The organism is Shewanella colwelliana, assembly GCF_001735525.1.
GTDB lineage: Bacteria > Pseudomonadota > Gammaproteobacteria > Enterobacterales > Shewanellaceae > Shewanella > Shewanella colwelliana.
On record NZ_MCBT01000048.1, the window covers coordinates 489360 to 501116 of the forward strand.

The 11757-nt window shown below is 46.6% G+C and carries 11 protein-coding genes; 7 read left to right on the forward strand and 4 right to left on the reverse strand.

The genetic code is table 11. From position 1 onward, the window contains the following. Positions 1-100 precede the first annotated feature (100 nt). The 4 genes from BEL05_RS20055 to BEL05_RS20070 are packed head-to-tail and all read left to right on the forward strand — an operon-like array spanning position 101 to position 3143. A complete protein-coding gene (locus tag BEL05_RS20055) occupies positions 101-559 on the forward strand; it encodes a TlpA disulfide reductase family protein (protein WP_037427672.1) in 459 nt (152 codons plus the stop codon). Continuing rightward, positions 552-764 (forward strand): DUF4266 domain-containing protein, encoded by a 213-nt coding sequence (locus tag BEL05_RS20060; protein WP_069672193.1) that lies wholly within the window; start codon positions 552-554, stop codon positions 762-764. The genes BEL05_RS20055 and BEL05_RS20060 overlap by 8 nt, the downstream gene beginning before the upstream one ends. Continuing rightward, positions 751-2142: a DUF3570 domain-containing protein gene (locus BEL05_RS20065; protein WP_069672194.1), complete on the forward strand. Its 1392-nt coding sequence runs from the start codon at positions 751-753 to the stop codon at positions 2140-2142. Before BEL05_RS20060 ends, BEL05_RS20065 begins: the two co-directional genes overlap by 14 nt. A gap of 8 nt (positions 2143-2150) precedes the next feature. Next, complete coding sequence (locus BEL05_RS20070) at positions 2151-3143, forward strand: FAD:protein FMN transferase (protein WP_245687039.1); 993 nt, start codon at positions 2151-2153, stop codon at positions 3141-3143. A gap of 66 nt (positions 3144-3209) precedes the next feature. On the opposite strand, the gene asnS is transcribed toward BEL05_RS20070, so the two are convergent. Further along, positions 3210-4610, reverse strand: a complete 1401-nt coding sequence (gene asnS / locus BEL05_RS20075; protein WP_028761921.1) for an asparagine--tRNA ligase — start codon at positions 4608-4610, stop codon at positions 3210-3212. A 256-nt stretch (positions 4611-4866) separates the two neighbouring features. Between asnS and BEL05_RS20080 the strand changes: the two genes are divergently transcribed. Beyond that, the gene (locus tag BEL05_RS20080; RefSeq protein WP_028761920.1) at positions 4867-5202 is read left to right on the forward strand and encodes a hypothetical protein; all 336 of its coding nucleotides are present in this window, start codon (positions 4867-4869) and stop codon (positions 5200-5202) included. A 4-nt stretch (positions 5203-5206) separates the two neighbouring features. On the opposite strand, the gene BEL05_RS20085 is transcribed toward BEL05_RS20080, so the two are convergent. Both BEL05_RS20085 and pabB read right to left on the reverse strand, forming a co-directional pair. Then, entirely contained in the window at positions 5207-5782 is a 576-nt protein-coding gene (locus BEL05_RS20085; protein ID WP_069672195.1) for a CoA pyrophosphatase, read from the reverse strand. A 14-nt stretch (positions 5783-5796) separates the two neighbouring features. Continuing rightward, entirely contained in the window at positions 5797-7191 is a 1395-nt protein-coding gene (gene pabB, locus BEL05_RS20090) for an aminodeoxychorismate synthase component I (RefSeq protein ID WP_069672196.1), read from the reverse strand. A 127-nt stretch (positions 7192-7318) separates the two neighbouring features. Between pabB and BEL05_RS20095 the strand changes: the two genes are divergently transcribed. Both BEL05_RS20095 and BEL05_RS20100 read left to right on the forward strand, forming a co-directional pair. After that, positions 7319-8842: a fumarate hydratase gene (locus BEL05_RS20095; RefSeq protein ID WP_069672197.1), complete on the forward strand. Its 1524-nt coding sequence runs from the start codon at positions 7319-7321 to the stop codon at positions 8840-8842. 124 nt (positions 8843-8966) lie between these two features. Continuing rightward, positions 8967-11027 carry a dipeptidyl-peptidase 5 gene (locus tag BEL05_RS20100; RefSeq protein WP_439332373.1) on the forward strand — a complete coding sequence of 687 codons (2061 nt, stop codon included), beginning with the start codon at positions 8967-8969 and terminating at the stop codon, positions 11025-11027. Positions 11028-11100: 73 nt separating this feature from the next. On the opposite strand, the gene BEL05_RS20105 is transcribed toward BEL05_RS20100, so the two are convergent. Beyond that, positions 11101-11739 carry a 2OG-Fe(II) oxygenase gene (locus tag BEL05_RS20105; RefSeq protein ID WP_028761915.1) on the reverse strand — a complete coding sequence of 213 codons (639 nt, stop codon included), beginning with the start codon at positions 11737-11739 and terminating at the stop codon, positions 11101-11103. Positions 11740-11757: the final 18 nt, after the last annotated feature.

The following is an 11757-nucleotide window of genomic DNA, read 5'->3' on the forward strand; positions in this document are numbered from 1 at the left end:
GTTTACCATGAATGTTAATCATCATTCTCACTCATTTTCCGTCCCCCTTTTCCGCGTGGTGCTTAGGACTGTGGGTTTGGTTTGGTTATTATTGACGTCAATGATAGTAAATAGTGCTCCAAGCCTCGACCATAGCGCCTTAGATGATAACAACCAAAGTGTTAAGCTCAGCGAATTTGCTGGCAAAGTGGTTTATGTGGATTTTTGGGCATCTTGGTGCGCGCCCTGCCTTAAGTCATTTCCTTGGATGCAAAGTATGCAACGCAAGTATGCTGACCAAGGACTTGAGATTATTGCGATTAATTTAGATGAAGACAGTGGTTCGGCAAAACAGTTTCTTAGCCAGTTTGATGTCGACTTTAAAGTACTTTTCAATTCCAGTGGTGATATTGCTGCGCAATTTGGTCTGGTTGGTATGCCAAGCAGCTACCTGTTTAATCGAGACGGGGTTTTGGTGAGCAGCCATGTGGGCTTTTTCAATGAGGAGTTGGCGCAATTAGAACAAGCTATTCTAACGCAATTAGCCATTGAACCCGTTAAGGAACCCAAGAATGATTAAGAGAATGAGTTTGTTGCTGATTGTAATGACAACAGGCTGTGCGCAGTTAGGCGTAGAGCCATGGCAGCGCGCTGAATTTGCCCGAGAAGATATGCAGCTCGACAGCGATGGAATGGACTTGTCTATCGACGATCATATCTATTTCAGCAAAGAGGCCAGTAGTGGGGGCCGAGCGATGTCTGGGGGGGGCTGTGGCTGCAACTAGTTATCAAGGCAAAGAGGCGTGCAGCAAAGTAACCTCTGTGAGTCAACTGTTAATCGTTGCAGCTGCCAGCCTGCTAAGTCAATCAAGCTTGGCCAATCCAAGTAGCGAAGTTTCGCCTGTTGTTGACACAGGTGCTACCCCTACTGATACTGCGCTCGATGCTGATGCCTATACCAATCAAGTCTCTCCTAAGGTGGATGTGGCTATGGTGTATTATCAAGAGCGTGATCGGGTCACGGTTGCTGAGGGGATTTTTAAACTCAGCCAAAACTTCGGTGACAAAGATAAGCTAGTAACAAAGTTAGCGCTTGATACCATTACTGGTGCATCGGCCAATGGCGCTGTGACGCAGCAACAAGTACAAACCTTCACCCGGCCTTCTGGTACTGGGGTGTATCAGGCTCGTCCCGGTGAAACCCCGCTTGATGACACCTTTAAAGATACTCGGTTACAGTTAAGCTCGACGTGGGTACATACTCCCACAGCGGGTACGCTCACCACTTTGGGGGGGTATCTTTCAAGGGAATATGACTACACCTCTATTGGCCTTAATGGCGGTGGGCAGTGGTCGTTTAATAAAGGGAATACTCAAGCTAATCTGGCTGGCGGCTATTTTTATGATATTGCCAATCCCGTTGGTGGTCGTCCCGCTCCCATGACCGAAATGGTGTTTCGGCAAGACTTTGATAGTGAAGCCGCTTTTAAAGCTGAATTTGATAAAACGCGTCAGTCTGGCAGTGAGAGTAAGCAGACTTTAGATATTAGCCTTGGCCTGACTCAGACTGTGAATAAGTATTGGTTAATGCAGATCAATTATGGTGTATCTTACGTCAGCGGTTATATGACCGATCCCTATAAAGTGCTGAGTCGCATTAACAGCGATGGTCATGCCGTAGGATATCATTATGAACATCGCCCCGATAAACGACTCAAGCAAAGTCTCTATGTGATGGGCAAACGTGCTCTGACTTATGGAGTATTTGATCTCTCATATCGCTATAGCATTGATGATTGGTCAATTGACTCACATACCTTGGAGTCGCGCTATCGTGTCAACTTAACGACAAGGAGTTTTGTCCAGTTGCATCTTCGTGCTTACCAACAAACTGCTGCTAAATTTTATCGGCTGTATTTACGCGATGATCAAGCACTGCCGCAGTATAGCAGCGCAGATTATCGTTTAGGGGCTATCGACAGTTATACCATAGGGCTTAAATATGGTCAGCGATTAAAAGATGGTACCTTGGCGACTTTTCGGCTGGAATATTATCAGCAACGACCACAGAATTCGGGATTTGATTTAGTGGGGCAGTTGCGGCGGTTCGATCAGTTCCCAAATAATGACGCCATCATCGCGCAGTTGGGTTTTTCGTTCTAGAGGTAACTATGCGTGCAGATCCACCCAGTCAGATAACGTCACAATCGTTAGCAACAAAGTTTATTACTCCAAGCGGTCACTGCGGCAAGCTTACGTTTGATAAGCCTTACTACAGGATTACCTTCAGTGCGATGGCCAGCCAATGTGAATGTCTCATTGAAAGCACCAGTGATGGCGATGATTCAGCCGAGATAACGTGTTTGGCAATGGCGGCAATCGACGAAGTCAAACGCATAGAAAGTAAATACAACCGTTTCGATGTTAACAGTCAACTGAGCATTATTAATGCACAGGCGGGGAAGTGGCAACAAATTGATGAGGAAACCATCGCGCTCATGGATTTTGCCGCGCAGTGTTATCAACTAAGCCAAGGGCGTTTTGATGTCACGGCTGGTAGCTTAATGGCATTGTGGAAATTTGAATTAGACGGCACCTCAATACCAAATGCGAGCGATATCGGTAACGCCATTAAACGCGTGGGTTTTGATCGCATTCAAATTTGTGATGGTCGATTATTGCTTCCTCAGGAAATGATGTTAGATTTTGGCGGTCTTGCTAAGGAGTACGCCGCCGATCGTGCCGCACTTGTGCTATTGGCCGCACAGGCTGAACAAACAAGTACTGCGCCATGGCAGAGCAAAGCCTGTTTAATTAACCTTGGCGGCGATCTGGTTGTCACAGGCACACCAACGCAACCATGGCAGGTTGGCATTGAAGACCCCTCCGCATTAAATCGTACCGCTGACAAAATCACCATCAGCAGTGACGCCATTGCAACCAGTGGTCATTCGCGGCGTTTTATCGAGGATAAGGGTGAGCGTTTTGGCCATATTATTGATCCAACCACAGGCATGCCAGTGTTACATGCGCCACTGTCGGTGACGGTTTGTGCGCCGCAGTGCATTAGCGCGGGTATGCTAGCGACCATGGCGATGTTGCAAGGGAAAGATGCAGAGCAGTTTCTCAGCGAGCAGGGGCTAGTGTACAAAGTGATTCGTTAGCCAATTAAAAAATGCGAAAAAAAACGCCCCCTATCTGGGAGCGTTTCTAAGTCAACGACTAACGAATTAGAAGTTAGCTGATTTAGGTGCGCGTGGGAACGGAATCACGTCACGAATATTTGAAACTCCCGTTACATAAGAGACCAAACGCTCGAAACCTAAACCAAAGCCAGCGTGTGGCACTGTGCCATAACGACGTAGATCACGGTACCACCAGTAATCTTCTTGGCTCAACTCCATCTCTTCGAGGCGCATATCTAATACGTCTAAACGCTCTTCACGTTGAGCACCACCGATGATCTCACCAATGCCAGGTGCAAGTACGTCCATCGCTGCAACGGTCTTACCGTCGTCGTTTAGGCGCATGTAAAATGCTTTGATATCTTTTGGATAGTTCTTAACGACTACCGGTGCTTTGAAGTGTTCCTCAGCTAGGTAACGCTCATGCTCTGATTGTAGATCGATACCCCATTCAACATCATACTCAAACGTTTTACCGCAGGTTTTCAAGATCTCAACTGCGTCAGTGTAATCAACTTGTGCAAAGTCGCTGGTAACGAAGTTTTCTAGACGTTCAATAACGGTTTTGTCGACACGTTGTGCAAAGAAAGCTAAGTCATCACGGCGCTCTTCTAGTACGGCTTTAAAGCAGAACTTAAGCATACGTTCAGCGAGGCCTGCAACGTCATCTAAGTCAGCAAAGGCAACTTCTGGCTCAACCATCCAGAATTCAGCAAGGTGACGACTGGTGTTTGAATTTTCTGCACGGAACGTCGGTCCAAACGTATACACCTTAGACAGCGCACTGGCGTAGGTTTCAGCATTAAGCTGACCTGATACGGTGAGGAAGGATTCTTTACCGAAGAAATCTTCTTTATAATCGACTTTGCCATCATCGGTGCGAGGGAGATTTTCCATATCAAGGGTTGATACGCGGAACATCTCACCAGCGCCTTCACAATCAGAAGCGGTGATAAGTGGGGTAGATACCCAGATAAAACCCTCTTCATGATAGAAACGATGGATCGCTTGAGATAGACAGTTACGTACGCGAGCAACAGCACCAATGATGTTGGTGCGTGGGCGTAGGTGAGCCAATTCACGAAGGTGTTCAATAGAGTGACGTTTAGCTGCCATTGGGTAGGTATCTGGATCATCAACCCAACCTGTCACTTCTACGCTAACCACTTGTAGCTCAAATGCTTGGCCTTGACCTGGAGATTCAACGACTTCACCTGTCATGATCACAGAACATCCTGCAGTCAACTTTAGAATTTCATCGTTATAATTTTCTAAGCTATTTGGCACAACGCCCTGAATTGGATCAAAACAGGAACCATCATATACGGCAAGAAAAGAGATGCCGGCCTTGGAATCTCGGCGAGTTCTCACCCAACCGCGCACGGTGACTTGCGAACCAACCGCAAACTCACCTTTAAATACAGAAGCGACAGATGCAATGCTCATTGTTGCTTAGTTCTCCACGAATCGTTTTATTAAAAATTTTGGAGGTTTATCTTACCTTGCTGGTGGCTTTTCTCAAGGGGAAAACACCACAATAGCGGCGGATAGGTTAAATAATTCGGATTAATTGGAAGGTTAACGCTATAGATTGGGTCAATATCAATACAATTGGTGGCGCTAACCGTTTTTACACGGCCGCAATGGTGTATCAGTATAAAAGTTGTTATGCTTAAAATACGCTCAAAAGTCAGAGGCTAACGTGAAAAAACTGAAAGTATTTCAATTGCTATTAAGCCTGCTCTCTATCGGTGGTTGGGCGTTGGCTGTTTATGCATTATTGATTTTTGACCAAGCAAGACCGGATAGAGCGGTTGGTTACTATTTAAGCAAGGGCGCGAGCGTACGCTTAAGTTGGGACCCAACCATGACACTGAGACTTGAGTATGTCATTTGGACCTGTGCAGCCATAAGCTTGCTCAGCTTAGCGCTGAACTACTATGCTGCACATCATAGTCGTTTGGGCTATTGGTTTAATATTCCATTGCTACTGCTGTCATCATTGGCTGCTGGGCTCTATATCAGCTTTCTAGTTTAATCCTCTAACCGTTATAGGATATTTGGCGGCAGATCCTATCTATCATGGCTGCTGTTGCGCCCCAGATAAAATACTCTTGGTATTGGATGAAATAGACGGGGTATTGGATACCGCGGCGCATGAAGTGTTTGACGACCCGATTGGCTGGATCCAATAAAAATGACAGTGGCACGGTAAATAATTCGTCGACTTCACCAGGATCCAGTATCGGATTAAAACCTTCCTTAACCACACCGATAATGGGGGCGATGGCAAAGCCCGTAAAGGTGTTAAACATTGGGTATTGGCCTAACACCTCGACATTAGAGATGGCTAGTGCGATCTCTTCATGGGCCTCTCGTAGCGCCGTTGCCTCTAAGTTCTTATCACTTTTTTCTACCTTGCCCCCCGGGAAGCTAATTTGCCCAGGGTGGGCGCGTAAGTGGCTCGCTCGTCGGGTTAAGATTAGATGCAGCTCTTGTTTTTGTTCAATAAAAGCGACCAATACCGCAGCTTGACGAAGTCGGTGACTGATCACTGGGCCTGTATCGTCCGGCAGTATCATTAAATTGTAGCGGTGTTTAAACTCCTCTAGGGTCATCGACACTCCTACCTCTATTTCGACAGAATGGGTAATATTCTGCTTACCTTATCATAGCTTTCTTGGTATTCAGCATCGACGTTTGAATCGGCTACGATACCGCCACCAGCCCAACAGTAGATATGCTGATCCTCAGTGACTAAGGTTCTGATGGTGATATTGGTGTCCATTTTGCCATCTTGGCTGATGTAGCCGATAGTGCCACAGTATATTGAGCGTCTTGAAGGCTCAAGTTCCTCAATAATCTCCATGGCCCGAATTTTTGGGGCACCGGTGATTGAGCCACCAGGAAATGCTGCCCTGAGTAGATCACAGCCGCTGTAGCGGCTATCGAGTTTGGCGGTCACAGTGCTGACTAAATGGTGCACGGCAGGAAAACTTTCAATATCGAAAAGGTGTGGCACGCCGACACTACCGGCTTGAGCGACCTTGCCGATATCATTACGCAGCAGATCGACAATCATGACGTTTTCAGCGCGATCTTTTTCTGATGCTGCTAGGGTTGCAGCAGCCAGTTTATCTAACACTGGATCGCTGGACCTGGGGAGGGTACCTTTTATTGGTTTAGTCTCTATATCACTGCCGTTGAGTTGGATAAAGCGCTCTGGGGATATCGACAATATGGAGTGTTGTGGCAGACGAATAAACGCGGAAAATGGGGCTTTATTACTGGCTCTCAACTTGAGGTAGGCTTGCCATTCATCACCTTGATATTGTGCATCGAAACGTTGGGAGAGGTTTATTTGGTAGCAATCACCGCTATGCAAGTATCTCTGCACCGTGTCAAACTTTTCACTGTAATCCTGTTGGCTGATCTGTGGCTGCCAGTCGTGGGTCAGAGAGAAATGAGTATGAGTTGGTGCAACGGACAGCTGAGATTCAATCTCTGCTAAGGTCGATTCTAGAGCAGCACTGCCATGATAGTGCACCAGAGACCATTGTGTTTCGCATCGGTCGTAAATCAATGCCCAAGTGTAGAGGCCGACATTCATTTCGGGTAACGCAATATCTTGCTGTGCAATGTGCGGTAAGGATTCCACCCTTCGCCCCAGATCATAACTAAAAGATCCCAGTGCGCCACCACTAAAGGGCAAGTCTACTGACTGGCTAATAGGGAAATAATGCTTAATGGTGCGCGCTAATAAGCTAAAGGGATCCTCACGACTGCAAAGCAGGTTTTTTTCGCCCGTGGCATTAATGTGGGTTATCTCGGTCAACTCACCACGGGTCACTAATGTCGCGACGGGGCTGTAACTCATAATGTCGTAACGGGCGTTAGGGTGCTCAGCATTCGCTGAGTCAAGTAACACTGCCCATTTGTGTTCGGCAAAATGGCCGAAAACCTCAGTTGTTGAAAAATTCCAGTCCAAGGTTTTCACTGCAACATCTTGAGTTGATGAATAATCCATCAAATAACCTTATCTAAAATGTGATGTTCCCCTAAAAGTCGCGAAAGAGTATCATATTGTGAACGGATTAAAAAAAAATACGCGACCCTGCAAAAGGGCGGTGAATCACCAAACTGTGAGTAAGGAAATGTCTGTGAGTATAGAACAGCCCATCATTAAGCAAGCCGACCTAATCGAAAGTGTTGCTGATGCACTTCAATATATCTCTTATTACCACCCAAAAGACTTCGTTGATGCTATGGCAGAGGCGTACGAGAAAGAGGAGAGTGTTGCAGCAAAAGATGCGATTGCTCAAATCCTGATTAACTCTCGTATGTCAGCCGAAGGCAAACGTCCTTTGTGCCAAGACACTGGTATTGTCACCTGTTTTGTTAAGGTTGGAATGGGGGTTAAGTGGGACAAAACCGATATGACGGTACAGGAGATGGTAGATGAAGGCGTCAGGCGCGCTTACACCAATCCTGATAACCCGCTGCGTGCATCGATCGTGGCTGACCCAGCCGGAAGTCGCAAGAACACCCGTGATAACACCCCATCTGTGGTGCATATCGATATGGTGCCAGGTGATCATGTTGAAGTGGCTATTGCCGCGAAAGGTGGCGGGTCGGAAAACAAATCTAAGATGGTGATGCTTAACCCGTCTGACGATATCGCTGCATGGGTAGAAAAAACCTTGCCAACTATGGGCGCGGGTTGGTGCCCACCAGGTATGTTAGGTATAGGGATCGGCGGCACTGCGGAGAAAGCGGCTGTGATGGCCAAAGAGTCACTGATGGACCCTGTCGATATTCACGAGCTGCAAGCGCGTGGTGCTGAGACTACAGAAGAGAAGCTACGTCTTGAGATCTTTGAGCGAGCCAATAAGCTAGGTATTGGTGCTCAAGGCTTGGGCGGCTTGACGACCGTATTGGATATCAAAATCAAATCGGCGCCAACTCATGCTGCATCAAAACCTGTGGTCATGATCCCAAATTGTGCGGCCACCCGCCATGTTCATTTTCATCTTGATGGTTCAGGTCCTGCCGACCTGACTCCTCCATCATTAGCGGATTGGCCAGAGATCACTCGTGAAGCGGGTGAAGATGTACGCCGTGTAAACCTTGATACCGTGACGCAAGCTGATATTGAACAGTGGAAGAGTGGTGATGTGTTACTGCTAAACGGTAAGATGCTTACCGGACGCGATGCGGCCCACAAGCGTATTCAGACGCTTATCGAGAGCGGTGAAGGCTTACCAGAAGGCGTAGACTTTACTGGCAAGTTTATCTATTACGTGGGTCCTGTTGATCCGGTTGGCAGTGAGGTAGTCGGTCCAGCCGGTCCTACCACGGCTACTCGTATGGATAAGTTTACCGATCTGATGCTCGATAAAACTGGGTTAATGGGCATGATAGGAAAAGCTGAACGTGGCCCTGCGACAGTCGAGTCGATTAAGAAGCATAAAGCTGTGTATCTGATGGCGGTTGGGGGCGCTGCGTATCTGGTCTCTAAAGCGATTAAGAAGTCTCGCGTGGTGGCGTTTGAAGACTTGGGTATGGAAGCTATCTACGAGTTTGATGTTGAAGACATGCCAGTGACCGTTGCCGTTGACAGTGACGGCGTTAATGCTCATGAAACCGGTCCAGCAATGTGGAAGGTAAAACTTAGCTAACATGGCGTTACAAAGTGGCTAAAACCATGGGGATAGGCGGCTTGCCTAATCCCCAATTTTTGTTTAGTGTGCTTGCGCATAAAATTTTTAAGATCAGCATGGGTCTGGTCTTCACTTCAATAAGATGACAATAACAATGAAAAAAACTGCAATCATACTTGCCTTGGCGACTGCAGGCTTAGCATTTGGCGCTAATGCTGCAGAACCACAGCCTTTTAAAGTGCAAGACTTAGTCAAAATCAACAAGCTGCATTCGTCTGTATTGTCTAATGATGGCAATAAAATCGTTTATGCTGTTAAAAATATTGATGACAAAGGTGTCGCTTCGTCTGATCTTTATCTTCAAACAATAGGTAGTGATCAAGCGGCCAAACGCCTGACTACAGCAACAGGCACAGAGCACAGTGTTGCTTTTAGTGCTGATGATAAAAAAGTCTATTTTTTAGCGGCGCGTAATGGCAGTTCACAACTATTTGAACTGGCTCTTGATGGCGGTGAAGCGCAACAGATCTCTGAGCTACCACTGGATGTTGAGGGTTTTAAGCTGTCTCAAGATGGCAAGCAAGTGGTCATGAATATTCGTGTATTCCCAGCTTGCGAAGATTTAACCTGCTCTGCAGATAAGTTTGCCGCAGAAGCTGAACGCAGCTTCACTGGCCGTGAGTACAAGCAATTAATGGTGCGTCATTGGGATACTTGGGCCGATCATAGCCGCAGCCACCTGTTTGTAGCCCAGATGAACGGTGAAATCATCACAGCGCCAGTTGACGTTACCAAAGGTCTCGACACCGAAACCCCAGCGCTACCCTTTTCCGGTATGGAAGAGGTGACCTTTACCCCAGATGGTAAGTATGTCGTCTACAGTGCAAAAGCACCGAGTACTCAACAAGCGTGGGAAACCAATTACGATTTGTGGCAGGTACCAGTTACAGGTGGAACCGCTAAAAACCTGACTGAAGATAATAAGGCGTGGGATGCACTGCCAACGTTCTCAGCAGACGGTCGTTATATGGCATATCTTGCGATGACCAAGCCAGGTTTTGAAGCCGATCGTTACCGCATCATGTTACGTGACACGGTTACAGGCCAAGAGAAGGAGGTCGCTCCGCTGTGGGATCGCAGTGCCAGTTCATTGATGTTTGGCAAAGATAACCGCACCCTTTATGTGACCGCGCAAGATGTGGGTCAAGTGAGCATTTTTGAGGTAAACACCCAGTTTGGTGATGTTAAGACTATCTACAACGAAGGTAGCAACAGCATTGTTGGTGTAACCGCTGATAAGATTGTTTTCAATCACAAGAGCTTAGTACAGCCTGGCGATCTTTATACCATGGCGCTAGATGGTCAAAATAGAACCCGCTTGACTGACGTCAATAAAGATAAGCTCGCCAAAATCAAATTTGGTGAGTATGAGCAGTTCAGTTTTAAGGGGTGGAACAACGAGGAAGTCTTCGGCTACTGGATAAAGCCGGTGGGTTATAAAGCGGGTAAGAAGTATCCTATCGCCTTTTTAGTACATGGTGGGCCACAAGGCTCATTCGGTAACTCGTTTAGTAGCCGTTGGAACGCACAACTGTGGGCCGGTGCAGGTTACGGTGTGGTGATGATCGATTTCCACGGCTCAACTGGTTATGGCCAAGCCTTTACCGATTCAATCTCACAAGATTGGGGCGGCAAGCCATTAGAAGACTTACAGAAAGGTTTAGCCGCTGTGACAGCACAGCAAAAATGGTTAGATAGCACGCGTGCCTGTGCCTTGGGTGGATCGTACGGCGGTTACATGATGAACTGGATCCAGGGTAACTGGAATGACGGTTTCAAGTGTTTGGTTAACCATGCTGGACTGTTTGATATGCGATCTATGTACTATGTGACAGAGGAGCTGTGGTTCCCTGAGTATGAGTTTGGTGGTACCTATCAAGACAATAAGGCGCTGTACGAGAAGTTTAATCCAGTTAACTATGTCGAAAACTGGCAAACACCTATGTTGGTTATTCATGGTGAAAAGGATTTCCGAGTTCCTTATGGTCAAGGTCTTGCCGCATTTAGCTTTATGCAGCGTAAGGGCATTCCATCTGAACTATTGATCTACCCAGATGAAAATCACTGGATCTTAAACCCTGATAATTTAGAGCAGTGGTACGCTAATGTATTAGGTTGGATGGATCGCTGGACTGCTAAATAGTCTTATTTATTAAACCCGATCACATAAAAAGGCCAGAACTTATGTTCTGGCCTTTTTTATATCATCGATTTCACTAGGCTAATGGTGTCCCTTCGTTAACGCGATACCAGCCCGTTAAGCTATAACGGTCACAGTTAGACTGAGTGACTTCATGGGGAAACATTTCACTGAGAAAAATAACCATGGTACCAAACCTCGGCTCAACCGTTTGAAATGGGACAGACTGACCATGTTGATACATAAGCAACTCGCCGCCGTCACTGGGTTGCCATGCCTCATTTAAATAGAGTATAGAGGTAAGTTTACGATTAGATTGCCCTTTAAAGGCGTCAACATGCCGTTTATAGAAGGCCCCTTTAGCGTAGTAGGCAAACATGGTTTCATAGTCAAACAAGCCCAAGAACAGGTAACGATTAATTGCGAGTCGCAGTTGTTCCGACCAATCAAAATAGGGCTGGGCAAAGGTGTTGCTGTGATCAATCCAAAGAATTTTATCCCGTCTAATCTCTTCAATGACAGCTTGATCGGCATGTCGACCTATAGCTGCTGGTTTGAATTCAGTGAGTTCCATTTTGGCCAGTTCATCACGCAATGTATTAAGCGTTTGTATGGGGAGTATGTTGTGAACCACGATATAGCCTTTGTCAGCAATGGCTTCGCAAATATCACTAAAAATGGTTGTTGAAACAGGAAATTCAGGTGGATTGTTCAATTAATAAAGACTCAGGAT